Below are 22,176 nucleotides of genomic sequence, written 5' to 3' on the forward strand. Positions count from 1 at the left end.
GTTCCCATGCCGAACACGGAAGTTAAGCGTCTCAGCGCCGAAAGTAGTTGGGGGATCTCCCCCTGTGAGGATAGGACGTTGCCAGGCAACAACGCAGAGGACGACCGAGCATAACGCTCGGTCGTCTTTTTTATGTTTGGATGTAATATTTATTTGACTAAATGACAAAAAAATATTACATTCGAACGAGAGAGAATTTTTCAAGAAAGAAGGCATTTAAAAGATGGTCAAAAAAATGAGCGGGCAACTTCACAATCGTTTAAGTGTATTACGAGCAGAGCGGAAATGGTCACAGCAACAAGTCGCTGATTTGTTAGGAGTGAGTCGACAAACTATTGTGTCTCTTGAACATAATCGATACAACCCCTCGTTAAAGTTAGCTTTTGAGATTGCAAATTTATTTGATACGACAGTTCATGACGTGTTTCAATATGAAAAAAAGGAGCAACATTTATGATGTTATGGATCAACATTCTTGTCTTTCCAATTTTTCTTATCATGCTTATCATTACATTGAGGTTTTTGTTTGGGAGAGAAGGAAAAGACGAGCGTGGAAAAGAAATTGCAACTGCTTCTTACATGGTGGCCGCCCCGATTTTCCCCATCGGATGGTTACTCATCGAATGGTATCATCGCTGGTTACATGTCTTGTCGTTTGATGTGTATCGTGATGTGATTTCACTTTTGATAGGTTTGACATTTATCGTTCAAGGAGTGACCATCACCGTTCTAAAACGTCGAATCTAATCTGAATCGCACTCACAGCGAGTGCTTTTTTTGTTGGATGAAACATTTAACGAGTGAAGCACGTATAACATTGTATAGAATCAACGTGACCTGACGAATGTCACGTTGACAGGATGTGACATCGAAGGCATGACGATAAATGGCGTTCCAATCGACACCTTAATCAGTACTAAGAGAGGGGAAACGTAATGAAAAATCTTCAGCAGACCCAATTAGACTTACAACAGCGTATCGCCGAGCGTGATCGACTTGTTCGGAAGCAAGAGACACTTACAAAACAGTTGAAAGAGCATGAAACGGTGCGGAAAGCGTTACTTAATACATTCACGAAAGAACAACGCGATGTGTATGACCTTGAAAGCTTTTCACTCGTCAACACATGGTGGAAGTTAAGAGGGACGTTCGATGAACAACGGACGATCGAAATGGAAGAGGCTGCTCGCGCTGAACTGAAATTACGGGAACACGAGGCGATGATTGACGAATTGACGCTCGAACATCGAGATTTACAAGAACAGCTCGAGGCATATGAAGGAATCGACGCTGAGTGGGAGACCTTCTTAGAAACAAAAGAATCGCATCTGGCGAAAGATCCAGCTGTTCGCCGAGACCTCCATCATCTCACGAATCAACAAGCCGAAACGAATGAACTTCTCATCGAGTATCAGGAAGCCATCGTTGCCGGTAAGGCAGCACGCATATCGATTGCAAAAACACTCAAACATTTGGATAGTGCGAAGGGGTGGTCAACGTATGACACGTTCTTCGGGGGTGGTTTGATTGCAACGGCAATGAAGCATGATGCGTTAGATGCTTCCGAGCAGACGATGCACGAATTACAATCTGCGTTGGAGCGCTTCTCCCGTGAATTAGCGGACGTGCAAGGGATGGTTCAGGAGTTGTATGTCGATCGAGGTTCACTCATTCAGTTCGCCGATTATTTCTTGGATGATATTTTTTCCGAGTGGACCATGCACGGACGAATCAATGATTCATTAGATCAAGTGAACGGACTGGATGAGGAAATCAGTCAGCTGATTACTCGTATGACGAGACAAGTGGAACGGTTAGAACAGAAGCTTGAAGAGACTGAAGAAAAAAGAAGACAGCTCATCCTTACGCAATGAGCTGCCTGTCATTAGATTTCTAGTAGTAAGGGTTCTTTTGCTTAGTTCAAGGAGAGTGAAGAGAGAATGAGCAAAACGATGGCATTTCTTATTAGAGGGATGGGAGTCACGGGTGCGCTATTGATTTTATCGATTCCATTTTTCTTTAGTTCTCCCATATCGACCACTCTGATCATTGTCAGTTCGATTTCGTTGATTGCCTTTGTGATGTTTACTGTTTCAGCAATCAGGCTTCGAAAGCGGATAGAGGATGAATGACGCTTATATTAGTAAAGCTATGTACTAAAATCAAGAAAGGAGTAAGTCACTTTGAAAAAACCGTTATTGTGGATTATAGCGGGTGTAACCCTCGTCTCTTTATTGATGGCAACTCAATTATTACTGCCCGTTACCTTTCAAGAAGTTTTTTCGATTTTACTAGTATCGATTATTATAGGATCAGTCATAGGGGTGATTGCTTCGATTTTGCATCACTTTATTATGACTAGAAAAGAAAAAACTAGCTAAAGACAGAGTAAAGCGCCTCGAATAAGAGAATGAAAAAGTATCTTATTCAGAGTGTTTTGATTGATTAAGGAATGTTACACATCACCTTAAAAAATCACCGCTCACGAGGAGCGGTGACTGCGTAACGTTTCTTGAATTCCGAGACCGAGCTGTTCTTGTTCGCGCTCGAGTTGCTCCCATGTGAGAGAGCGATGTCGCAATTCGACGTCGGTCGCCATCGATTCGAGCGTTCGTTGGGTCTCGATATTGTCGAGCCAGTAGTAGAGGTCAATCCCGTCTTCATGTAGGCGCCAAAACGATTTGACGACCTCGAACTCATCGGCCCATTCTCCGACCGGCTTGAATCCATACTTTTCAACGAACGGATAAGGACGTTCTTCCCCGAGCGGGTCGATCACATTTCGGACGAACATCGGCTCAAGACCGGCATGAGCGGTCGCTTCGAGTAAGCGTGTTAACTCAGGCATCGGTTCGATTTCGATGTGTTCCATCACGTCAAACCAGACACGTTTCATATCTTTATCCCATAACGTTGCTTCCACACTATAGGGAGCCCCGGCAGACGAGGGAGCATACATCGTCAACTCGAACGAAAAAGGAATATCCTCTTTATCTCCGGGTCCCAACACGACAGACAGTGGGATTGGTATCTCTTGAATGTCAGATTCTCGATTGAACTCGTTTCCTTCTATAGTGATGTCTTTGAACGTCGTCAAAAAGTTTAGGGTCAATTCTTGCAGTCGGACGACATTGGTCGTCGGGTTAGATACGTGCAAGATTCCAGTCACTACCTGCTTCGGAATGAGTGCCGCAGGGTCAAACGTGATATCAGCTTCAATCTCCGAAAAGAACCATTTTTTGAATCGGTTTCCCCATTTGGACATGGCGGTCGCGCCCCTTTTCTCTAAATTATATGCTGTTATATCTGTTCCCGATTCCTTTTTTCAAAAAACATAGAGAAAAAGGTTGCTTTTTATAACTGTCTCACTTATTATAGAGGATGTCGAAACAATTCAAACCATCGCGGGGTGGAGCAGTCTGGTAGCTCGTCGGGCTCATAACCCGAAGGTCGTCGGTTCAAATCCGGCCCCCGCAACCAATTTTTATTTAATTTCATATGTCGTCGCGGGGTGGAGCAGTCTGGTAGCTCGTCGGGCTCATAACCCGAAGGTCGTTGGTTCAAATCCAGCCCCCGCAACCAATTTTTAAATGAGATAGCGAAACGATAGCGTTTCGTGTTTTTTTTTGCTTAAAATGAAGTGTACAATGAGTACGTAATGAGAAGTGATAAAAGGAGAACCATTCATGTATACATTGATTACGCATTCTGCGGCAGAGACGCAGGCGGTGGCAGAACGTTTGGCTACGCTCGTCGATGCAGGAACGGTCATCACATTAAACGGTGACCTCGGTGCCGGCAAGACGACGTTCACACAAGGGTTCGCAAAAGGACTCGGTGTCACGCGGAACGTCAACAGTCCGACATTCACCATTATGAAACAATACAAAGGGCGTTTGCCGCTCTATCATATGGATGTCTATCGACTCGAGGATACGGGGGATGACATCGGTCTTGAGGAATATATCAACGGTGACGGTGTCGCCATCGTGGAGTGGTCGAACTTGATCGAGTCCTCGCTTCCGGAAGAACGCTTGGCCATCACGATTGAACGGGTCAGCGACGAAGAACGGAAACTGACACTCGCTCCGATGGGTGAGCGTTACGTTCAAATCGCCAAGGAGGTGCTCGCATGAAGCAATTGATGATTGATACCGCGACGACACGTTTATCTGTCGCGTTAAGTGAGGCTGGAGAGATTCAAGCCGAAGCGACGGTCATGGTCTCAAAAAATCATGCGGTCACCCTCATGCCGATGATCGAACAGCTCATGGCAGCAGTCAAATGGACACCGAACATGCTTGAGCGCATCGTTGTCACGACAGGACCTGGGTCGTACACGGGAATTCGGATTGGAGTGACGACGGCGAAAACACTCGCTTATACGCTCAATCTTCCGCTCATCGGGGTATCTGCCCTAAAGCTTATGGCAGCGGCCCCAAATACGGACTTGCCGGTCGTCTCGTTGATTGACGCGCGCCGTGGCAACGCGTATATCGGATACTATCAGCACAACAAGGCACTGACACACGATCAGCACGCCTCGGTCGCGGACTGGTTACGATTGAATAGCCAAGGGCGTTTCCTCGTCGTCGGAGACGTGGAGCCGTTCCGTGACGTGTTAAGCGAATACGACTATATCGAAGCACCGGCTGCCCATCGATACGGGCGCGCGAGTGATTTGGTCGTATTCAGCGATGAGACGAGCGACGTCCATGCGTTTGAACCAGAGTATTTGCGTCTCGCCGAAGCAGAAGCGAAATGGTTAGAGGGACAAAACAATGGCTGACGTGAAAATTCGTCGGATGACGTGGCTCGATGTCGAAGAAGTGACAAAAGTCGAGAAAGCGTCGTTCTCTATTCCATGGACAAAAGAAGCGTTCATGAATGAAATGCTCCGAAATGAACAAGCGATTTATTTTGTCGCGGTCCATGACAAACGGGTCGTCGGTTTTGTCGGGGTATGGCAAATCGTCGATGAAGGACATATCACGAACATTGCCGTCTTACCTGAATTTCGGGGGCAAGGGATTGGAAATCAACTGTTAGCGGAACTCGTCACATTCGCCAAGTCGAAAGGACTTGTCGGATTGACGTTAGAAGTCCGTGTGTCAAACGTCGGCGCACAAAAACTGTATGAACAGTTCGGTTTTATGCAAGCTGGACGGAGAAGGCGCTACTATCAGGATAATAATGAAGACGCCTATATTTATTGGGCGAAGTTAGGAAGTGAATCAGAATGAACACATCACTGATCCTCTCAATCGAGTCGAGCTGTGACGAGACGTCCGTTGCGCTCGTCAAAGACGGAAAGACGTTATTGTCAAACGTAGTCTCTTCTCAAATCGAGAGTCATAAACGATTTGGTGGCGTCGTCCCTGAAGTGGCGTCCCGTCATCATGTCGAGCGTATCACGTATGTCATTGACGACGCGTTAAGCGAAGCAGGCGTGAAGATGGAAGATGTGGACGCGGTCGCAGTCACACAAGGACCAGGTCTCGTCGGTGCCCTTCTCGTCGGCATCAGTGCAGCCAAAGCATTGGCGTTCGCCCATCAAAAACCGCTCATCGGCGTCCATCATATCGCGGGACATATTTACGCGAATGAACTCGTCGAAGAGATGCAATTCCCGCTCGTCTGTCTCGTCGTCTCAGGAGGCCACACGGAACTCGTCTATATGCCAGAACATGGTGTCTTCGAAGTCATCGGTGAGACACGTGATGACGCGGCGGGTGAGGCGTACGATAAGGTCGCGCGCACGCTCAGTCTCCCCTATCCGGGAGGACCTGCGATTGACCGCTTGGCAGCAGTCGGGGAAGACACATACAACTTCCCACGCGTTCGTCTCGAACCGGGTAGCTTCGACTTCAGTTTCAGTGGCTTGAAGTCATCGGTCATCAACGCCGTACACAATGCGGAGCAACGGGGAGAGACGGTCATCCCTGAAAACTTGGCGGCGAGCTTCCAGGCGAGTGTCGTCGAAGTGCTCGTCGAGAAAGCGATCCGTGCCGTGAAGGAAAAAGGGGCGAAGCAATTGCTTGTCGCAGGTGGTGTCGCGGCGAACCGTGGCCTCCGCGCAGCGCTTCAGGAAGCGGCTACAGCTGAAGGGATTCAACTCGTCATTCCACCGCTTGACCTGTGTGGGGACAACGCCGGCATGATTGGGGTTGCGGCACATCACGCGTATGTGCGCGGTAAGCGCGATACACTAGCGATGAATGCGGTTCCTGGGTTATCCTTAGAAGAGAGCATGACAGTCTAGGGGGAAATAGAGACATGACGAAACGCATCATCATCGGAGGACTCATCGTACTACTCGTCGTTGCGACGTTCTTACAAGTACGTGAGATCATCCGCGCTTACAATATCGCCTATCAAGAGGAGATTGTTCCAGAAGAGACACGAGTGAAGTCACTGACTGGAGAAGACACATTGGAGGGCATCGGTCGCGTGACCGGAGAGAATACGCTCATCGAGTCACTATATGGCTACACAAGTGTCGTCGACCAAGAGCCAGAGCGTGTGATCGTCGTTGATCGCAATCTCGGGGTACAGCCAAAAGCGAGCGATGCTTATTATGAAATCGAGCGGGGTCGCGAGGCAACGGAAGAAGAAGCGGCGAAGTTTGATGATTTGATCGAGGAGCTCGACGAACAGCAGCTGTTCGCGCAAGTCATCTCGACACACGAGGCACGCTATGTGACGAATGGCGAAAAGCCGATGACGTTCTATAAGGTGTTCACACGTGACGTCGATACGAACGAGGCTGTCTTCTTTATCGCTGAGGACGGGACGAAGCTCGACTTCCATACGGTAGGATTCCAGCCGTTACGATATTTCTAATATAAAGAGAGGTCGGCGTATGACAACGCTGACCTCTCTTTTTACTGTTTACGCTTTTGGTTGTCGATAATTCTCCCGGTGCCACGTGTTGATACGACTCACGATGAACACGAGAAGGGCGAGAATCCACATGAAGAGTGTCTCTTCGTAGAAGTGGGCCCATACCGAGCCTGGCGCATAGAACGTATGAACGGTCACGTCGACCGGCCAGACGACGATGCGAATGAAGAGCGTGCTCATGAGTAGACCACTGAAGAGACTGAGCAAGATCCCTGGCCACGTCTGAATGATGAAGCCGATGACGACCGGTAAAAAGTAAAAGAGAATAGACGGGACGATCGTCGGCTCACCGCGGATGAGTTCAGATACGAACTCGGTCCCGGTCGGCACGATATAGGCCAGTCCCGTGAGGAACGCTTGAATGAACTCGATTCGCATGGCACGGGTACGCATCATGTATGGAGTTCCTCCCATTCCGCATAGAGTGCGGTGATCGATTCTTTCGCTGCGTCCGATTCGGTCGATAGTTCTTGGGCACGGGCGAAGTCGTTGAAGACGTCCGGCTCACAAAGCAACTGTTCGATCTCGTCGAGACGCTTCTCATGTTGCTCGATCGCCAGCTCGATCTCTTCGATGCGCTGTTTGATCCGGCGCTCTTCCCGTTGCTGTTCCTTGTCGGCGCGTTGTTTTTTCACGACGACCTGCTTCGTCTCCTCACGGGCGAGTCGGGCGAGTTCTTCGAGCTCTTCTTTCTTCTCGACGTAGTACGAATAGTCTCCGAGATACTCATCGATGCCGTTCGGCGTGATCTCTAATACACGTGTCGCGAGACGGTCGATGAAGTAGCGGTCATGCGAGACGAAAAGGATCGTGCCCGGATAGTCGAGGAGGGCATTCTCTAAAATCATCTTCGAGTCGAGATCCAAGTGGTTCGTCGGCTCGTCTAAGATGAGGAGGTTCGGTTGCTCGAGCTTCAGCTTGGCTAACGTAAGACGTGCCCGTTCACCACCCGATAGTTCGAGGACACGTTTCGTGACATCATCCCCGCTGAAGAGGAACTGACCGAGAAGACTCCGCACTTCTTGCTCACGCATGAGCGGCCAGTCGTTCCAAATCTCATCGATGACACGGTTTGTGTCAGACAAGTTTTGTTGCTCCTGATCGTAGTAGCCGATCTCGACGCCGGTCCCGTAACGGATCTCACCCGTGAGGACGGCTTGTTGTTTCGTCAACACTTTGAGAAGTGTCGACTTCCCGACCCCGTTCGGACCGACGAGCGCGACGGATTCACCGCGCTGCAGCTGGAAGCGGAGATTTTTGGCGATTTCTTCCTCATACCCGATGGCGAGGTCACTCGCGCTCAACACATCGTTCCCGCTCTGGCGTTTGATGGAGAACGAGAGGACGGCGCTGCGTTCGTCACCGTCCGGGGCATCGAGTCGGTCGACTTTCTCGAGACGCTTCCGCACGCTTTGTGCACGCTTCGTCGTCGTCGCTCGGGCGATGTTTCGCTGAATGAAATCCTGCATCTTGGCAATCTCTTCTTGCTGCGACTCGAACTGCTTCTTCTCTTGCTCGTAAATGGCGGCCTTCTGTTCGAGATACTTCGTGTAGTTCCCGACGAAGCGACGGCTCCGATGACGTGACAGCTCATAGACGACCGAGACGACACGGTCGAGGAAGTACCGGTCGTGGGAGACGATGAGGACGGCTCCTTTATAGCCGCCCAAGTACTTCTCGAGCCAGGCGAGCGTCTCGATGTCCAAATGGTTCGTCGGCTCATCCAAGATGAGCAGGTCAGGACTTTGAAGGAGCATCTTCGCCAAGGCGAGACGCGTCCGTTGTCCCCCGGATAGCGTGTCGATGCGACGTTCGAAGTCATCCGGATAGAAGCGCATCCCATGGAGGACCGAGCGGATGGTCGCTTCATACTGGTAACCGCCACGCTCTTTGAACGTATGCTGCTCTTCATCGTAAGAAGAGAGGAGACGTTCGTACGCAGCGGCGTCATTTAGGATTCGTTCGGATCCCATATCGGCTTCCATGCGACGGAGCGTCTTCTCCTGCTCGATCAAGTCCGTGAAGACGGTGAGCATCTCGTTCCAGATTGTCTCGTCGGATTCGAGTCCTGAGTCTTGGGCGAGATAGCCGATGGTGACGTCTTTTGGCTTCATGATGTCCCCGGAATCATAGTTGTATTCACCAGCGATGACTTTCAAAAGTGTGGACTTACCGGCACCGTTCCGACCGACGAGGGCGACACGTTCACCTTCCTGGATTTCGAGTTTTACGTTTTCTAAAATCGGCTCGACGCCGAAGGATTTGGATAAGTTGTTGACTTGCAGTAGGATCAAGTGAAAAAACCCCTTTCTCTCTATTTAGTATACTGTATTTTTCAGCGATTTTAGGTATATTCGTTGAGTGGTCATGTGAATTCGTTTACAATCAAGGTGTATGAAATTCAGATTCGTTTGTAACGTGTCGTAAAAAGGAGGCTCTTTCCGTTGAGTCAAAACGAACCAAAGATTCCACAAGCGACAGCCAAACGGTTGCCACTATACTATCGATTTATTCAAAGCCTGCATGCGTCAGGGAAACAACGTGTCTCTTCAGCAGAACTGAGTGAGGCGGTCAAGGTCGATTCGGCTACGATTCGCCGTGATTTCTCGTACTTCGGTGCGCTCGGTAAAAAGGGATATGGCTATAACGTGCAGTATCTGTTAGACTTTTTCCGAAAGACACTGAATCAGGACGAGATTACGAATGTCGCCTTGGTCGGGGTCGGTCACCTTGGGACGGCATTCGTCAACTATAACTTCCTTAAAAACAATAACACACATATCGTCGTCGGGTTCGACGCAGACGAGACAAAAGTCGGCACGACGATGTCAGGCGTCCCAATTCATCACGTCGATGAGATGGAACAGATCATGAAGCAAAACAAGATCGACGTCGCCATTTTGACGGTACCTTCTGCCTATGCGCAGCCCGTCGCAGACGACTTGGTGCGATTCGGCATCAAGGGTATCTTGAACTTCACACCGGCACGACTCACTGTACCGGACACCGTTCGCGTCCATCACATCGATTTGTCGATTGAGCTGCAGTCACTCATTTACTTTATGCAACACTATCCAACCGCTGAGGGGGTCCATCAATAATGGAATTACTAGCATCATCACTCGTCGTCGGGATGCCAGGTGGGGTGAGTCTATTTGTCATCGCCATCATCGCACTCATTCTCTTCGGACCGAAGAAATTACCGGAGTTTGGTCGCGCGGCCGGGCAGACGCTTCGTGAGTTCAAAAATGCAACGAACGGCATGATGAACGAGCACGACGAGAACGACAAGAACGACAAGAAAGCTATCGAAAAGAAAGAGCAGTAAGCCATGAATCATCAACCTGATCAAGAGCGGGAACTCACCGATCACTTGACAGAGCTGCGGAGACGACTGATGCTATCTGCATTTGTCGTCTTTGCCTTCTTTTTGATGGCTTTGCCGAGTGTCAAATATGTACTCGCGTACTTGCAAGAAGATCTCATCGAACGTGGGCTCGAACTGAACGCCTTTGGGGTCGCGGACCCACTCATGATTTACTTGAACTTGGCGCTCGTCATCGGCCTGATTGCGGCGAGCCCATTCCTACTGTATCAAGTGTGGGCATTTGTCGCACCCGGTCTGCATCCGAATGAGCGGAAAGGCACGCTTGCCTATATCCCGATCATCTTCGGATTGTTCTTGATTGGTCTTGCGTTCGCCTACTATTGGTTGTTCCCGCTCGTCCTCGATATCTCGACGGACCTCGGGCAAGACCTCGGACTCGAACAACTCATCGGGGCCAATAATTACTTCACGTTCTTGTTGCAGCTGACAATTCCGTTCGGTCTATTATTCCAATTACCGGTCGTGACGATGTTCCTCACCCGGATCGGTGTCGTGACCCCGTACTTCTTATCGAAGATTCGAAAGTACGCGTACTTTGCGCTATTCGTGGTCGCGGCGTTCATCACACCACCGGACTTGACGTCGCACCTCATGGTGTCACTACCGCTCTTCTTCCTATATGAGATCAGCTTATCGATTTCACGTATCACCTATAAAGGGGTGCTGCGCCGGGAGAAAGAAGCGATGGTGCAAGAACAGATGGATTTAATGAAACAGATGAATGAGAAATGAGCATCGTTCCTTCCAGGGAGACGGTGCTTTTTTGATTTTTGGTAACGAACGTTTTTCAACAACACGAAAACACATGACTGACATGATAAAATAAAGCTACTCAGTTGGATGCCAGGGGGAGAAGCGATGATTTGGGAGTACTACGGGGATGCAATCATCATCATCGGTGTGTTGACGACGATTTTATTGATTGCCATGCTGAACTTTTTGAAGTCGAAATTTAAGCGAAGACTCGTCTTTTCGTTGATGCTGCTCGTGGTAGGATACACGCTGATCTTGATTGGTCTCGTCTTTGTTCGCGGATGGGATGGTCTGGGCTGGAGCATGATCGGCTTCAGTTTATACGTGATCGGTCTTGTCACCTATATCGGCGTCGTCATCTATCACTGGATCAAAGCACGACGCACGACGAATTCGTAAGTGAACCGTTCCGGTTGCGGGACGGTTTTGTTGTCACGCATGGAGTTCAAACTTTAGACACTTTTACGTGAAATAGTGAGCAAAAGGATTGTCAAACCTTCTTGTGAAATAGTACACTAAGTTCAGAAAGTGAATGTGATTTTTATCACAAACGCTAACTTGCCTAACACCTAAAGGAGAGACAATCATATGAAAATCGCAGTCATCGGATGTACACACGCAGGAACAGCAGCTGTTAAAGGATTACTCGCCAAGCATGACAATCTCGACATCACCGTTTACGAGCGGAACGATAACGTCAGCTTCCTCTCGTGTGGGATCGCGCTCCACGTCGGTGGGGTCGTCCAACGTGCGGAAGAGTTGTTCTACTCCTCTCCACGTGAACTTGAAGAACTCGGTGCGACGATGCGCATGAAACATGACGTCTTGTCGATTGACACCGAAGCGAAGACGGTCCACGCCAAAAATCTTGAAACCGGGGAAGACGTGCATGACACGTATGACCGTTTGATTGTCACGACGGGTTCATGGCCAATCGTCCCAACGCTCCCAGGAATCGAAATGAATGGAATCGAGCTCTGTAAAAACTATGCGCATGCCCAACGCATTATCGAGCGTGCGACGGATGCGACGAAGATTGCCGTCATCGGGGCGGGCTATATCGGGGTCGAACTCGTCGAAGCGTTCGAAGCATACGGAAAACATGTCACATTTATCGATAGTGCCGACCGCATCTTGAACAAATATCTCGATAAGTCGTTCACAGATCCATTAGAAGCGGACATGACCAGTCGCGGGATTGATCTCGAACTCGGTCAGACGGTCGATGCGTTCCGTGGAACAGATGGGAACGTCACACATGTCGTGACAGACAAAGGTGAATTCGAAGCGGATCTCGTCATCTTGTGCGTCGGATTCCGTCCGAATACAGGACTCCTAGAAGGACAGGTCGACATGCTCGGGAACGGCGCCATCATCGTCGATGAATACATGCGCACGAGCAACCCGGATATCTTTGCGGCGGGGGACAGTTGTGCCGTCTACTACAACCCGGCACGCACACACGCCTATATCCCACTTGCGACGAACGCTGTCCGCATGGGAACGCTCGTCGCGGAGAACTTGATGCAACCACGAGTCCGCTACCAAGGAACACAAGGAACGTCAGGACTTCGACTTTATGACTGGAATATCGCGTCGTCTGGTCTGACGGAAGAAGCGGCAGCACTCTTTGGGCTCGAAGTCGAAAGTGTCGTCATCGAAGACGCGTATCGTCCGGAGTTCATGCCGACCGCAGAGAAAGTCGAATTCAAACTCGTCTATGAAAAAGGAACACACCGTATTGTCGGTGGACAAGTGCTATCGAAAGCGGATTTGACGCAAGCGGTCAACACACTCTCGCTAGCCATCCAAAACGAGATGACAATCGAAGAGCTCGCCTATGTCGACTTCTTCTTCCAACCGCACTACAACAAACCATGGCACTTCCTGAACAGCGGAGCGCTTGAAGCGATGAAAGACAAAGTGAATGCCTAACAAAAAACGCGGAAGCTAAAAGCTTTCGCGTTTTTTATAGATAGCGTGGGGCATCTTTCATGGAATTCGTCAAAATCATATAAAGCAGGAAACTCCCAGGTAGGATCAAAAAGATGAGTCGAACTCCGATTGATGAAATACCAAAGTATTCAGCAATCCCACCGCATACTCCAGACAGAGAGCGGTCGGTCGCCGACTTACGAAGTGTACGTTGCATAGAAAAAGCTCCTTATGAGTTGATATGTAAATTTTACCATATGAGTACAAAGATGTCCGCTTCGATTGATTCGTGTATGTAGATTATTTACAAGTCACTCGGGGAAATAGGATAGGGTAAGTGCGCGTCATGTTGTCTACCTTGAAGGAGGAATTTTTCATGGCTAAAAAGGAAAAACAACCGTATCATATCGTCACGTTCACGTTCCCGGAAGAGGCGATTTCGTATCAGGCGTTCAGTAAGCTGAAAAAGTACCATGCGGATGGGCTTGTCGGTTTTGAACAGCTTGTCGTCATCAAGCGTGAAGAGAACGGGGCGTTTTCGTTTGAGGATGCGGCACAGCTCGCACCGGTCAACAAGTCGACGAAAGGTGCGCTCATCGGGATGGCCGTTGGAATCCTCGGCGGTCCGTTCGGCATCCTGTTCGGGACACTCACAGGTGGTCTCATCGGCGGCACGAAAGACGTGAAGCATATGCAAGGCATTCAAGACACGTTCAAGCGGACAGTCGGTAACATCGAGCCGGGTCAGACAGGCGTCATGGCCATCGGGGATGAATTCGATCCATCAATTTTAGACGGGCTTGCAGAAGAGTTCGGAGGGACGGTCACGCGGACAGACGAGGAGCTGTGAGACATGAAACTCGGAATCTTAGGTGCCGGGAAAGTCGGACGCACGCTCGGGGAGCAGTTCGAACAAGCTGGCTATGAGGTGCTGTACGGGACACGGACGGAACGGGAGGGCACATTGACCTTACAAGAAGTCGCCTCAGCGAGCGATGTGCTTCTGCTATGTACACCGTTCGCGGCAGCGGTCGACCTGTTACCGACACTCGACGGACTGGATGGGAAAGTATTGATTGATGTGACGAATCCAATTGCCATCGAGTTTAACGAAGTCGAGCGCCCAGACGGAGTGTCAGGTGCGGAGTATTTGCAGCGACTCATTCCTGATACGAAAGTTGTGAAGGCGTTCAATCAGACAGGGGTCGAGAATTTAGGCGATCCGAATGGGTCCGCCATGTTCGTCGCAGGTGAAGATGAAGAAGCGGTGCGGCTTGTCGTCGAGCTATCGAACAAAATCGGCTTCGATACGCATCCGCTCCACGGTCTGAAGCTGGCTCGTGAGTTGGAAGGATTAGCGTGGCTATGGATTCATTACGCGGTGAAAGAACGGAAAACACGAGACTTCGCATTCTACTTAACAGAAAGCTAAAAGGCGATCGGGGCAAATGCCTCGATCGTCTTTTTTGATTAGAATCCAGCTTGACGTTCTTCACGTGCTTCGAGTCTTGCAATGGTTTCCCGTTCGATGGCTTCAACTTCTCGTTGTTGCCAACCTGGAATCAGGAAGGCGTCGACAAGAACCCAGATGCCAGAGATTAGAAAACCAAAGATTCCAATAAAAATAAAAGTTAAAACAAATGATGCAACGATTAAAAGAATCATCGCTACAGCAGAACCGGTCTTCTTGAAATAAAAACGGTGTCCGCCGAATCCGCCAAGGAAGAACCAAAGCAAATACGCCACGAGAAGGTTTGGTTTTCGCTTTTCGACTTCGCTGTTTACATACAGCAACTCTTCTGTTGTCAGATTTGAAGTAGAATAACTCATCATGATTTCCTACTTTCTTAATTTGAAATTGTTATAATGAATGCAGGTTTCATTGTATCGGAAAATAAAGTGATTCCCACGAATTACTAAAAGATATTTATAACAAAGAGGAGAATTTGGATGGTATTAGCGATTTTGACGTTCATCGTCGCCTTCGTACACGTCGTTGGTGGGGCGATTGCCCTTTATCAATATCCGCAATACAAACGTATGGCCATCAGTGCCATCGTACTCGGGTTCGTCTACGGTGGGTTGACCGTAGCTGTGATTGGATTATGACGAACAGACGACTGCGTTCGCGTCTTCAAATGAAGAGTGGCTATCAGTTAGGGACATACTTATTTTTAGGGCTCATCATCTTTGATTTACTCTTAGGTGACGTTCCAAGAATCTCTTTTGCGATGTATGCCTTGTTCTTTTACTTTTGGCAACGTGAACGTGTCGAGAAAGAAGAGAAGGGGTTAGCCGAAAAGATGAAGCAGCAGTCAAATGAGTGGACGATCACACTCGTCATCTTACTTTGTTTAGTAGGATATGTGGTCTCCCTTGGCCTACAATATCCTTCTGTTTCGTTGCTCGAGCTGAGCATCTATGGCTTCTCGACAATCTTCTGCATCCGGGCATTGACCTTGATCTATGCGATGCACCAACAACAGATCGACTAAAACCCATCCCTTCGCGTGAGAAAGGATGGGTTTGATTTAGGAAGCCGCTCGTCGTAGGACGAGCTTTTCGTTTACATAGATGCCGCTATAGACGAGGAAGCAGCCGAAGCTGACCAACAGTCCGATGTAGACGCTCATCATGAACGGGGTGAGAAGCGACCCGATTAAAATCGTCGATCGTGATAAGAAGTCGGCACCGGCGAACGATGTCCCCGCAAATGCCGAGTACGCACCACGTCGGTCTTCTGGCATCATGTTCGCCTTCTCCGTATTCAATACGGGCGAGTACAACAATTCGCCGAACGTCGCGATGAGCATGAAACCGAGAAGGAGCATCATCGAATTCGCACTCGTGATGACGGCGTACCCGATCGTGTATAATGCGAGCCCACTGAGAAGCGTGTGTTTATTTGAGAAGCGGGAGGCAAGACGTTGAATGAAGAACGTCAACGCAACGACGATAAGCGTATTTTCGATTTGAATGAGGCTCATCATCCGCACCCCGTTGATCGTCCATGATTCGATCGAGAGCGGTTCGAATGAATCAGCGAGTCGGACCGCGACATAACTACCCATCGAGAACTCGGCGGCGAGGATACACATCGAGCCGAAGACGACTTTGACGAACGGACGGTCACGCCAGGCGATTTGATAACTTTGGAACACGTCGACGAAGACGAGGCGAAGCTTTTGTGAGGTCCACGTCCGTTTCGTGTCCTCGAGGAAGATGGCGTACGCAATCGGCAACATGCTCGACGTGAACGTCAAAATCCAAAACAGTAACAGTTGGTTGCTGACATAGAGCCAGCCCCCTAGAGCCGTCCCGATCGTGATGGATAAGTTGATCAACCAGTAATCGAGCGCGTAAACGGCTTTTCGGTTCTCCGGCGTTGTCGCGTCGATGATGATGGCGCTCATCGCAGGCCGCCCGAGGTTATTCGTGACCGTGAAAATCGTATAGGCAATCATAAAGACGATCATCTGGTCGAACTGAAGACTGAGCGTCATGACGAGAAACATCGAGGCCGTGAGGCTAGCCGTCAACACGAGGAGTCGTTTTCGTGAAAACTTATCAGCGAGGTATCCCCCGATTAACCCGATGACGTATCCGAGACAGACGAGCGAGATCAAGAAGACGCCCGCGATCCATTCATTGAACGCTTTGACAAAGAGAAGTGCCATGAACGGCATGATCGCGAATGAGACCGAACGGTTGAAAAACGATGTAACGAGTCGAACTTTTATTGGTTTAGGTATATCTTTCCATTTCATCTTGTCACCTTCCATTCTGTACCTGTATGATAAACAAGACAACGAATTTGAAAAATGGACGACATGGGGAAATGATGTCCACTTTTAAGGGGGGATGTGACGTGGATGCATATTTATTTCGATTGTGGAAAGAGTGTCGGGACGGAGCGTACACGATTTCCGATATGGCGGAAGCCATTCATTTAAGCCCGAAACAGACGAAGCGCCATTTGGCACGGTGGCAAGAAGAAGGGTGGCTCACGTATACGAGCGGCCGCGGACGGGGGAATTTGACGCGTCTCGAATGGCTACGACACGTCGAGCGTGATTTGGCAAAACAGCTACTCGAACGCATGGAGAAAGAGTCGGTCGAAGCGGTGACGAATCAGCTGGAGTGGGACTGGTCACCAGCACAGGCAGGTCGGTTCATGCGTCAGCTCGAGAAAAAGTTTGGTTACGTCCAAACGTCGAGCGATGCGCTCATCATCCCGCGTCGTCGTCACTTTTTAACGACACATCCACTCGAGGCGGCTGACATTCATAGCGCCCACCTCGTCCAGAACGTCTTCAATCGTCTGTTCATGATTGACGCGTCTGGTGAGGTCACAGGGGAGCTCGCGCATCACTATGAATGGCAGGGAAGTACGCTCGTCTTGTTTCTTCGGAAAGGGGTCCGATTCCATGACGGGTCGCTCATGACGAGTAAAGATGTGACGAAGAGTCTGCGCATGCTCGTCCAGTCGGATGCGTATCGATATATGTACCGGCACGTCCGGCATATCGCATCGAACGGTACGTATCGCGTCGATGTCACGCTCGACCGACGCCGGAATTCGTACATCCCGAAACTGTCGATGATTCATACGAGCATCGCCAAAGGAAGTGTCGGGACAGGACCGTTTCAATTGGACCAGCATGATCGGGAGAAGACGGTCCTCCTCGCCTTCGAGAATTATTTTGGCGTCCGAGCACTTTTGGATCGGGTCGAGTTCATCAAAGTACCGGACGGATACGACCCGACGTATCGCATCTCATCAAGAGACTCCAAAGAAACCGGACAAATCTCGACACCGTCCGGGTTCGGGCTTGTCATCTTGAACAGTCATCCGAATAGTGTGTTCGCCAATGAAGAGGCGCGACATTATATCCATCGGTTGATTGCGGAGATTCGACCGGAGATTGGGACGTTGCATGAGCGGAGAACGCCGAACGATCGAGGTTTTCTCGGTTCTATGAGCGAGACGTATCGCATTCCAAAAGGAATACCCGTCACGTTCGACCGACCGATTCGAATCAAACAGACGGACTTCACGAACGATACGACCGATTGGATTGCCGAGATGTTGACGCGGCACGGCATTGCTTATGAGTTCGTGCCCATCAGCTTCAAAGATTCGATCCATGACAAAACGTATTATGAATACGTCGATTTGGTCGTTCACGGAGAAGTGTTCGAGCGGAACATCACACTCGGGTTTGAACAGTTCATGACGAACGAATACTCGCCGCCACATAAAGTGTTTCCTCATATAAAAGGGATGACGGAACGGCTCGGGCAATATGATGACCTGCCGTTTGAGGACTGGTTGCCGCTGCACCGAGAGATCGAACGTGAGTTGAAAGAGAAGTCGTACTTCATCCCGCTCTATAATGAGGAGCGAACGATTCCGTTCCCGGTCGAGCTAAAGGACGTCTGTGTCGATTTGTTCGGCTATTTTGATTTTGCGAAACTATGGATTCCATCATAAGGAGAGGTTCGATGAGGAAAAAACTATTGTTGGCATTTCTTTTATTCAATCCAATCGTATTTTTGATTGGATGGTGGAATGGGGAATGGGTGATGATTACAGTGGCGGGATTCGGTGTTATCTTCCATGCACTTTATCAGGAGCAACTCGAACAGTTCGACGAAGAGAAGGTGAAGTCATTGATGCAAAATATCGATTCGAAACTCGTCTCATCGATTGGTTTTCTTTCAATTTTTAGCCTTTTTGTCGTCGTCTGGTTTTTTAACGAGATGACAGTTCCGTTGCTTGATACGATGTACGTCGTGTTTGGTGTTATCATGACGCGTCGTGGTCTGTTGATTCGTAGTGCCGTACTCCATGAAAAGATTGATTTGACGAACGTCATCCATATAAAGAAAACCCCGAGCTCGTAAAACTCGGGGTTTCATTATGCGGATTTGTCCGTGCCTTCTTTTTTGACTTTTCGAGCGAGTGCCAAGATTTGATACACTTTGAAAAAGTCGTAAGCGGCGACGGCGATGATAAAGTACGTCCAGAAGCTGAAGCCGTACTCTTGTACCGAGAAGTACGCGAGGACGGTGAACAACACACCGAACGAGAGACTGAAGAGCATCATCACTTTTAGTTGTCGCGGCATAACTACCACCTCATTTCTACATTAAAAATAGTACGAGCATCACGAGCGCGTTATTGAACGCGTGGATGGCGATTGGAACGATCAATCGTCTTGTCTTCGCATACGCATATGAGAACGCGAAACTCATCGCGATATAGACGAGGAATCGATTATCTTGGTGGATGAGCGCGAATAGAATCGAACTGACCCCAAAGGCGATCCAGAACCCGAAGCGTGCATTCAAGTTCCCGAACAAGATGTGACGGAAGAGAATCTCTTCGATGATTGGTCCGAGCAAAATAACCGGCAAAATCAGGAGTGGAATGACTTCCACCATCTCGGCAATGTTTTGCGTGTTCATCGATTCGACGAGGTCACCAGAGATGGCCGTCTCAATCAAGTTCGCCACGATGACGAGCCCGTATTGCATCAAAATCCCGAGCCCGATCCATTTGACCGTGTCGTTCAAGTTCGATTGGATGCCTTGCGCTTTGTATTGCTTCAAATCCGGCCAGATGAGCAGGATTGACAGAACAATCGTCACACTGAATCCGATGGCGAGCCAGAGCCCGACGAACGTTTCCGTTAACCATTCCGGTCGTACTTCAGTGAGGACGAGCGGGAATAGTTGAACGAACGCATAGAGTAAAATCGGGGTGAGGTGCCGGAGACGAATGTTAGGCGCCATCGAAAAACGGGTATTTATCGATTGGTTTGAGTTTAGTGTAGCCAATTCAACACGTCCTTAATCATAAGAATGAACCTACCTTTTTCTCATTGTAACAAATAAGTTCTCTTGACCGCGAGTAAGAGCATTTTTTAATGTATCCTACTTGATTTTTTAATCGTCGCATACTACACTTATCAATGTTAGCACTCCTTTTAACTGAGTGCTAAAACCTTACGATACACATTACATCATTCATATTCGGAGGAGGGTTTTTCCATGTTAAAACCACTAGGCGATCGTGTCATCATCGAAGTCGTGGAGAAAGAAGAAAAGACGATCGGGGGCATCGTGCTTCCTGATACGGCGAAAGAAAAGCCGCAACAAGGGAAAGTCGTCGCAGTCGGTACAGGCCGCGTGACGGACGAAGGCAAGCGCATCGATCTCGACGTGAAAGAAAATGATTTGGTCATCTACTCGAAGTACGCAGGTACCGAAGTGAAGCATGATGGAAAAGAGTACTTAATCGTTCGCGAGAGCGATATTCTCGCAATCGTAGGCTAAGCACCATTATTCAAAAACTTTTTTAGGGGGAAATGAACGATGGCAAAAGATATCAAATTCTCAGAAGATGCACGTCACGCGATGCTTCGCGGCGTCGACGCACTCGCTGACGCAGTCAAGGTAACGATCGGACCAAAAGGACGTAACGTCGTCCTCGAGAAGAAATTCGGTTCACCACTCATCACGAACGATGGTGTGACAATCGCGAAAGAAATCGAACTCGAAGACCGCTTCGAAAACATGGGCGCAAAACTCGTTGCTGAAGTCGCGTCGAAGACGAACGAAGTCGCAGGGGACGGTACGACAACAGCGACAGTTCTCGCACAAGCGATGATCCGTGAAGGGCTCAAGAACGTCACAGCGGGCGCGAACCCGATGATCCTTCGTAAAGGGATCGACAAAGCGGTTCGTTGCGCACTCGAGGAATTGAAATTGATTTCAAAACCAATCGAGTCAAAAGAAGCAATCGCACAAGTTGCAGCCATTTCAGCAGCGGACGAAGAAGTCGGCGAATTGATCGCAGAAGCGATGGAACGCGTCGGTAACGACGGTGTCATCACAATCGAAGAATCACGCGGCTTCACGACAGAACTCGACGTCGTCGAAGGGATGCAGTTCGACCGTGGATACTTGTCACCTTACATGATTTCAGACTCAGACAAGATGGAAGCGTCACTCGACAACCCGTACATCTTGATCACAGACAAGAAAATCTCGAACATTCAAGAAATCATCCCAGTGCTCGAGCAAGTCGTGCAACAAGGGAAGCCGATCTTGATCGTCGCAGAAGATATCGAAGGCGATGCACTCGCGACACTCGTCTTGAACAAACTCCGTGGTACGTTCAACGCGGTAGCGGTTAAAGCACCAGGATTCGGTGACCGTCGTAAAGCGATGCTCGAGGACCTCGCGACACTCACAGGTGGTCAAGTCATCACGGAAGACCTCGGTCTCGACCTCAAATCAGCGTCACTCGACATGCTCGGTCGCGCATCGAAAGTCGTCGTCACAAAAGACACAACGACTGTCGTCGAAGGTGCAGGGAACGAAGAAACAATCAAAGCACGCGTTCAAACAATCCGTAACCAAATCGAAGAGACAACGTCTGACTTCGACCGTGAAAAACTCCAAGAGCGTCTCGCGAAACTCGCAGGTGGCGTAGCCGTTGTGAAAGTCGGTGCAGCTACGGAGACAGAACTCAAAGAGCGTAAACTCCGCATCGAAGACGCGCTCAACGCGACACGTGCGGCCGTTGAAGAAGGAATCGTTGCGGGTGGTGGTACATCACTCATCAACGTTATCCCAGCCGTTCGTGCGCTCCTTGCAGAAGTGACGGCGGATGAAGCAACTGGTGTGAAACTTGTCCTTCGTGCACTCGAAGCACCGGTCCGTCAAATCGCGGAAAACGCGGGTGAAGAAGGTTCGGTCATCGTCGAGAAGCTCAAGAACGAGTCAGTCGGTGTCGGCTACAACGCGGCAACTGGCGAATACGTCGACATGATCGCACACGGAATCGTCGACCCAGCAAAAGTGACGCGTTCAGCACTCCAAAACGCGGCATCTGTCTCAGCGATGTTCCTCACAACGGAGGCCGTCATCGCAGACAAGCCAGAAAAAGACGCTCCTGCAATGCCTGACATGGGCGGCATGGGTGGAATGGGCGGCATGATGTAAGTCATACGCCTTCACAGGAACCATTCATCAGCGAAAGCTGGTGGGTGGTTTTTTTAATGTTTTCAATGATGGCTAATAACCGGATTAAAAAAGTGGCAAAGTTAGTTAAGGATTTTTATCCTCACTACCGATTATATTTTTAAAGTACTGATAATGTTATATAATGGAATTGATAAAATTGA

At 49.3% G+C, this 22,176-nt stretch carries 30 protein-coding genes, 2 tRNA genes and 1 rRNA gene; 25 read left to right on the forward strand and 8 right to left on the reverse strand.

Features of this window, described 5'->3' with window-relative positions; genetic code table 11:
• The 5 genes from rrf to KNO98_RS12810 all read left to right on the forward strand — a co-directional run.
• A 5S ribosomal RNA gene (gene rrf / locus KNO98_RS12790) occupies positions 1 to 87 on the forward strand; the annotation flags it as partial.
• Between the two features lie 136 nt (positions 88 to 223).
• A complete protein-coding gene (locus KNO98_RS12795) occupies positions 224 to 457 on the forward strand; it encodes a helix-turn-helix transcriptional regulator (protein WP_214701191.1) in 234 nt (77 codons plus the stop codon).
• Positions 454 to 747, forward strand: a complete 294-nt coding sequence (locus KNO98_RS12800) for a hypothetical protein (RefSeq protein WP_251129569.1) — start codon at positions 454 to 456, stop codon at positions 745 to 747. The genes KNO98_RS12795 and KNO98_RS12800 overlap by 4 nt, the downstream gene beginning before the upstream one ends.
• Positions 748 to 935: 188 nt before the next feature.
• Entirely contained in the window at positions 936 to 1,874 is a 939-nt protein-coding gene (locus tag KNO98_RS12805; protein ID WP_214701193.1) for a coiled-coil domain-containing protein, read from the forward strand.
• Between the two features lie 309 nt (positions 1,875 to 2,183).
• A complete protein-coding gene (locus KNO98_RS12810) occupies positions 2,184 to 2,381 on the forward strand; it encodes a hypothetical protein (RefSeq protein WP_214701195.1) in 198 nt (65 codons plus the stop codon).
• Between the two features lie 101 nt (positions 2,382 to 2,482).
• Here KNO98_RS12810 and KNO98_RS12815 read toward each other — a convergent pair whose 3' ends face one another.
• Complete coding sequence (locus KNO98_RS12815; RefSeq protein ID WP_214701197.1) at positions 2,483 to 3,265, reverse strand: sporulation protein; 783 nt, start codon at positions 3,263 to 3,265, stop codon at positions 2,483 to 2,485.
• 138 nt (positions 3,266 to 3,403) lie between these two features.
• On the opposite strand from KNO98_RS12815, the gene KNO98_RS12820 reads away from it, so the two are divergent.
• The 7 genes from KNO98_RS12820 to KNO98_RS12850 all read left to right on the forward strand — a co-directional run bounded on the left by KNO98_RS12820 (position 3,404) and on the right by KNO98_RS12850 (position 6,843).
• Positions 3,404 to 3,480, forward strand: a tRNA-Met gene (locus KNO98_RS12820).
• A gap of 25 nt (positions 3,481 to 3,505) precedes the next feature.
• A tRNA-Met gene (locus KNO98_RS12825) sits at positions 3,506 to 3,582 on the forward strand.
• Positions 3,583 to 3,686: 104 nt separating this feature from the next.
• Positions 3,687 to 4,136, forward strand: a complete 450-nt coding sequence (tsaE, locus tag KNO98_RS12830) for a tRNA (adenosine(37)-N6)-threonylcarbamoyltransferase complex ATPase subunit type 1 TsaE (RefSeq protein ID WP_214701199.1) — start codon at positions 3,687 to 3,689, stop codon at positions 4,134 to 4,136.
• Complete coding sequence (tsaB, locus tag KNO98_RS12835; protein ID WP_214701201.1) at positions 4,133 to 4,789, forward strand: tRNA (adenosine(37)-N6)-threonylcarbamoyltransferase complex dimerization subunit type 1 TsaB; 657 nt, start codon at positions 4,133 to 4,135, stop codon at positions 4,787 to 4,789. The genes tsaE and tsaB overlap by 4 nt, the downstream gene beginning before the upstream one ends.
• On the forward strand, positions 4,782 to 5,243 hold the full coding sequence (gene rimI, locus KNO98_RS12840) for a ribosomal protein S18-alanine N-acetyltransferase (protein WP_214701202.1): 462 nt from the start codon (positions 4,782 to 4,784) through the stop codon (positions 5,241 to 5,243). Before tsaB ends, rimI begins: the two co-directional genes overlap by 8 nt.
• Entirely contained in the window at positions 5,240 to 6,262 is a 1,023-nt protein-coding gene (gene tsaD, locus KNO98_RS12845; RefSeq protein WP_214701204.1) for a tRNA (adenosine(37)-N6)-threonylcarbamoyltransferase complex transferase subunit TsaD, read from the forward strand. Before rimI ends, tsaD begins: the two co-directional genes overlap by 4 nt.
• A 14-nt stretch (positions 6,263 to 6,276) precedes the next feature.
• A complete protein-coding gene (locus KNO98_RS12850) occupies positions 6,277 to 6,843 on the forward strand; it encodes a hypothetical protein (RefSeq protein ID WP_214701206.1) in 567 nt (188 codons plus the stop codon).
• Positions 6,844 to 6,891: 48 nt separating this feature from the next.
• Here KNO98_RS12850 and KNO98_RS12855 read toward each other — a convergent pair whose 3' ends face one another.
• Both KNO98_RS12855 and KNO98_RS12860 read right to left on the reverse strand, forming a co-directional pair.
• Positions 6,892 to 7,299, reverse strand: a complete 408-nt coding sequence (locus KNO98_RS12855) for a hypothetical protein (RefSeq protein WP_026824457.1) — start codon at positions 7,297 to 7,299, stop codon at positions 6,892 to 6,894.
• Positions 7,296 to 9,197, reverse strand: coding sequence for an ABC-F family ATP-binding cassette domain-containing protein (locus tag KNO98_RS12860; RefSeq protein ID WP_214701208.1), 1,902 nt, complete (start codon positions 9,195 to 9,197; stop codon positions 7,296 to 7,298). Before KNO98_RS12860 ends, KNO98_RS12855 begins: the two co-directional genes overlap by 4 nt.
• A 150-nt stretch (positions 9,198 to 9,347) precedes the next feature.
• On the opposite strand from KNO98_RS12860, the gene KNO98_RS12865 reads away from it, so the two are divergent.
• From KNO98_RS12865 to KNO98_RS12885, 5 genes are all read left to right on the forward strand, one after another.
• A complete protein-coding gene (locus tag KNO98_RS12865) occupies positions 9,348 to 10,004 on the forward strand; it encodes a redox-sensing transcriptional repressor Rex (RefSeq protein ID WP_026824455.1) in 657 nt (218 codons plus the stop codon).
• Positions 10,005 to 10,036: 32 nt separating this feature from the next.
• On the forward strand, positions 10,037 to 10,231 hold the full coding sequence (locus tag KNO98_RS12870; RefSeq protein ID WP_214701348.1) for a twin-arginine translocase TatA/TatE family subunit: 195 nt from the start codon (positions 10,037 to 10,039) through the stop codon (positions 10,229 to 10,231).
• 3 nt (positions 10,232 to 10,234) lie between these two features.
• A complete protein-coding gene (gene tatC, locus KNO98_RS12875) occupies positions 10,235 to 11,023 on the forward strand; it encodes a twin-arginine translocase subunit TatC (protein WP_026824453.1) in 789 nt (262 codons plus the stop codon).
• 126 nt (positions 11,024 to 11,149) lie between these two features.
• Complete coding sequence (locus KNO98_RS12880; RefSeq protein WP_026824452.1) at positions 11,150 to 11,443, forward strand: YesK family protein; 294 nt, start codon at positions 11,150 to 11,152, stop codon at positions 11,441 to 11,443.
• Positions 11,444 to 11,632: 189 nt separating this feature from the next.
• Positions 11,633 to 12,979 (forward strand): FAD-dependent oxidoreductase, encoded by a 1,347-nt coding sequence (locus tag KNO98_RS12885; protein WP_214701210.1) that lies wholly within the window; start codon positions 11,633 to 11,635, stop codon positions 12,977 to 12,979.
• 34 nt (positions 12,980 to 13,013) lie between these two features.
• Here KNO98_RS12885 and KNO98_RS12890 read toward each other — a convergent pair whose 3' ends face one another.
• On the reverse strand, positions 13,014 to 13,196 hold the full coding sequence (locus KNO98_RS12890; protein ID WP_074032578.1) for a PspC domain-containing protein: 183 nt from the start codon (positions 13,194 to 13,196) through the stop codon (positions 13,014 to 13,016).
• Positions 13,197 to 13,355: 159 nt separating this feature from the next.
• On the opposite strand from KNO98_RS12890, the gene KNO98_RS12895 reads away from it, so the two are divergent.
• Complete coding sequence (locus KNO98_RS12895; RefSeq protein WP_214701212.1) at positions 13,356 to 13,829, forward strand: hypothetical protein; 474 nt, start codon at positions 13,356 to 13,358, stop codon at positions 13,827 to 13,829.
• A 3-nt stretch (positions 13,830 to 13,832) separates the two neighbouring features.
• Complete coding sequence (locus KNO98_RS12900; protein WP_214701213.1) at positions 13,833 to 14,411, forward strand: NADPH-dependent F420 reductase; 579 nt, start codon at positions 13,833 to 13,835, stop codon at positions 14,409 to 14,411.
• 38 nt (positions 14,412 to 14,449) lie between these two features.
• Here KNO98_RS12900 and KNO98_RS12905 read toward each other — a convergent pair whose 3' ends face one another.
• A complete protein-coding gene (locus KNO98_RS12905) occupies positions 14,450 to 14,809 on the reverse strand; it encodes a TM2 domain-containing protein (RefSeq protein ID WP_034770675.1) in 360 nt (119 codons plus the stop codon).
• Positions 14,810 to 14,929: 120 nt separating this feature from the next.
• On the opposite strand from KNO98_RS12905, the gene KNO98_RS12910 reads away from it, so the two are divergent.
• Positions 14,930 to 15,088 (forward strand): hypothetical protein, encoded by a 159-nt coding sequence (locus tag KNO98_RS12910; RefSeq protein WP_026824443.1) that lies wholly within the window; start codon positions 14,930 to 14,932, stop codon positions 15,086 to 15,088.
• Complete coding sequence (locus tag KNO98_RS12915) at positions 15,085 to 15,474, forward strand: hypothetical protein (protein ID WP_214701215.1); 390 nt, start codon at positions 15,085 to 15,087, stop codon at positions 15,472 to 15,474. Before KNO98_RS12910 ends, KNO98_RS12915 begins: the two co-directional genes overlap by 4 nt.
• A gap of 36 nt (positions 15,475 to 15,510) precedes the next feature.
• On the opposite strand, the gene KNO98_RS12920 is transcribed toward KNO98_RS12915, so the two are convergent.
• Positions 15,511 to 16,746, reverse strand: coding sequence for an MDR family MFS transporter (locus KNO98_RS12920; RefSeq protein ID WP_214701217.1), 1,236 nt, complete (start codon positions 16,744 to 16,746; stop codon positions 15,511 to 15,513).
• A gap of 101 nt (positions 16,747 to 16,847) precedes the next feature.
• On the opposite strand from KNO98_RS12920, the gene KNO98_RS12925 reads away from it, so the two are divergent.
• Entirely contained in the window at positions 16,848 to 18,473 is a 1,626-nt protein-coding gene (locus tag KNO98_RS12925; RefSeq protein WP_214701220.1) for an ABC transporter substrate-binding protein, read from the forward strand.
• An 11-nt stretch (positions 18,474 to 18,484) separates the two neighbouring features.
• A complete protein-coding gene (locus KNO98_RS12930) occupies positions 18,485 to 18,886 on the forward strand; it encodes a hypothetical protein (RefSeq protein WP_214701222.1) in 402 nt (133 codons plus the stop codon).
• Positions 18,887 to 18,900: 14 nt separating this feature from the next.
• Here the strand turns inward: KNO98_RS12930 and KNO98_RS12935 are convergent, their stop codons facing one another.
• Both KNO98_RS12935 and KNO98_RS12940 read right to left on the reverse strand, forming a co-directional pair.
• Positions 18,901 to 19,110: a YdiK family protein gene (locus KNO98_RS12935; protein ID WP_015880600.1), complete on the reverse strand. Its 210-nt coding sequence runs from the start codon at positions 19,108 to 19,110 to the stop codon at positions 18,901 to 18,903.
• A gap of 16 nt (positions 19,111 to 19,126) precedes the next feature.
• Positions 19,127 to 19,822: a CPBP family intramembrane glutamic endopeptidase gene (locus tag KNO98_RS12940; RefSeq protein WP_251129568.1), complete on the reverse strand. Its 696-nt coding sequence runs from the start codon at positions 19,820 to 19,822 to the stop codon at positions 19,127 to 19,129.
• A gap of 213 nt (positions 19,823 to 20,035) precedes the next feature.
• Between KNO98_RS12940 and groES the strand changes: the two genes are divergently transcribed.
• Complete coding sequence (groES, locus tag KNO98_RS12945; protein WP_015880602.1) at positions 20,036 to 20,320, forward strand: co-chaperone GroES; 285 nt, start codon at positions 20,036 to 20,038, stop codon at positions 20,318 to 20,320.
• Positions 20,321 to 20,359: 39 nt separating this feature from the next.
• Positions 20,360 to 21,994, forward strand: a complete 1,635-nt coding sequence (gene groL / locus KNO98_RS12950) for a chaperonin GroEL (RefSeq protein WP_214701224.1) — start codon at positions 20,360 to 20,362, stop codon at positions 21,992 to 21,994.
• Positions 21,995 to 22,176 lie beyond the last annotated feature (182 nt).

This window comes from Exiguobacterium sp. s57, assembly GCF_018617685.1.
In the GTDB taxonomy this organism is placed as follows: Bacteria; Bacillota; Bacilli; order Exiguobacteriales; family Exiguobacteriaceae; genus Exiguobacterium; species Exiguobacterium marinum.

Excerpts from the sequence above, each read along its gene's own strand:
- KNO98_RS12880 (WP_026824452.1), top strand. The coding sequence starts at position 11,150 with ATGATTTGGGAGTACTACGGGGATGCAATCATCATCATCGGTGTGTTG.
- KNO98_RS12900 (WP_214701213.1), top strand. The coding sequence starts at position 13,833 with ATGAAACTCGGAATCTTAGGTGCCGGGAAAGTCGGACGCACGCTCGGG.
- KNO98_RS12890 (WP_074032578.1), bottom strand. The coding sequence starts at position 13,196 with ATGCAACGTACACTTCGTAAGTCGGCGACCGACCGCTCTCTGTCTGGA.
- KNO98_RS12870 (WP_214701348.1), top strand. The coding sequence starts at position 10,037 with ATGCCAGGTGGGGTGAGTCTATTTGTCATCGCCATCATCGCACTCATT.
- KNO98_RS12895 (WP_214701212.1), top strand. The coding sequence starts at position 13,356 with ATGGCTAAAAAGGAAAAACAACCGTATCATATCGTCACGTTCACGTTC.
- KNO98_RS12800 (WP_251129569.1), top strand. The coding sequence starts at position 454 with ATGATGTTATGGATCAACATTCTTGTCTTTCCAATTTTTCTTATCATG.
- KNO98_RS12915 (WP_214701215.1), top strand. The coding sequence starts at position 15,085 with ATGACGAACAGACGACTGCGTTCGCGTCTTCAAATGAAGAGTGGCTAT.
- tatC (WP_026824453.1), top strand. The coding sequence starts at position 10,235 with ATGAATCATCAACCTGATCAAGAGCGGGAACTCACCGATCACTTGACA.
- KNO98_RS12855 (WP_026824457.1), bottom strand. The coding sequence starts at position 7,299 with ATGATGCGTACCCGTGCCATGCGAATCGAGTTCATTCAAGCGTTCCTC.
- KNO98_RS12805 (WP_214701193.1), top strand. The coding sequence starts at position 936 with ATGAAAAATCTTCAGCAGACCCAATTAGACTTACAACAGCGTATCGCC.
- KNO98_RS12930 (WP_214701222.1), top strand. The coding sequence starts at position 18,485 with ATGAGGAAAAAACTATTGTTGGCATTTCTTTTATTCAATCCAATCGTA.
- KNO98_RS12885 (WP_214701210.1), top strand. The coding sequence starts at position 11,633 with ATGAAAATCGCAGTCATCGGATGTACACACGCAGGAACAGCAGCTGTT.
- KNO98_RS12920 (WP_214701217.1), bottom strand. The coding sequence starts at position 16,746 with ATGAAATGGAAAGATATACCTAAACCAATAAAAGTTCGACTCGTTACA.
- KNO98_RS12905 (WP_034770675.1), bottom strand. The coding sequence starts at position 14,809 with ATGAGTTATTCTACTTCAAATCTGACAACAGAAGAGTTGCTGTATGTA.
- groL (WP_214701224.1), top strand. The coding sequence starts at position 20,360 with ATGGCAAAAGATATCAAATTCTCAGAAGATGCACGTCACGCGATGCTT.
- rimI (WP_214701202.1), top strand. The coding sequence starts at position 4,782 with ATGGCTGACGTGAAAATTCGTCGGATGACGTGGCTCGATGTCGAAGAA.
- KNO98_RS12815 (WP_214701197.1), bottom strand. The coding sequence starts at position 3,265 with ATGTCCAAATGGGGAAACCGATTCAAAAAATGGTTCTTTTCGGAGATT.
- KNO98_RS12935 (WP_015880600.1), bottom strand. The coding sequence starts at position 19,110 with ATGCCGCGACAACTAAAAGTGATGATGCTCTTCAGTCTCTCGTTCGGT.
- KNO98_RS12910 (WP_026824443.1), top strand. The coding sequence starts at position 14,930 with ATGGTATTAGCGATTTTGACGTTCATCGTCGCCTTCGTACACGTCGTT.
- tsaE (WP_214701199.1), top strand. The coding sequence starts at position 3,687 with ATGTATACATTGATTACGCATTCTGCGGCAGAGACGCAGGCGGTGGCA.
- tsaB (WP_214701201.1), top strand. The coding sequence starts at position 4,133 with ATGAAGCAATTGATGATTGATACCGCGACGACACGTTTATCTGTCGCG.
- KNO98_RS12850 (WP_214701206.1), top strand. The coding sequence starts at position 6,277 with ATGACGAAACGCATCATCATCGGAGGACTCATCGTACTACTCGTCGTT.
- groES (WP_015880602.1), top strand. The coding sequence starts at position 20,036 with ATGTTAAAACCACTAGGCGATCGTGTCATCATCGAAGTCGTGGAGAAA.
- KNO98_RS12795 (WP_214701191.1), top strand. The coding sequence starts at position 224 with ATGGTCAAAAAAATGAGCGGGCAACTTCACAATCGTTTAAGTGTATTA.
- tsaD (WP_214701204.1), top strand. The coding sequence starts at position 5,240 with ATGAACACATCACTGATCCTCTCAATCGAGTCGAGCTGTGACGAGACG.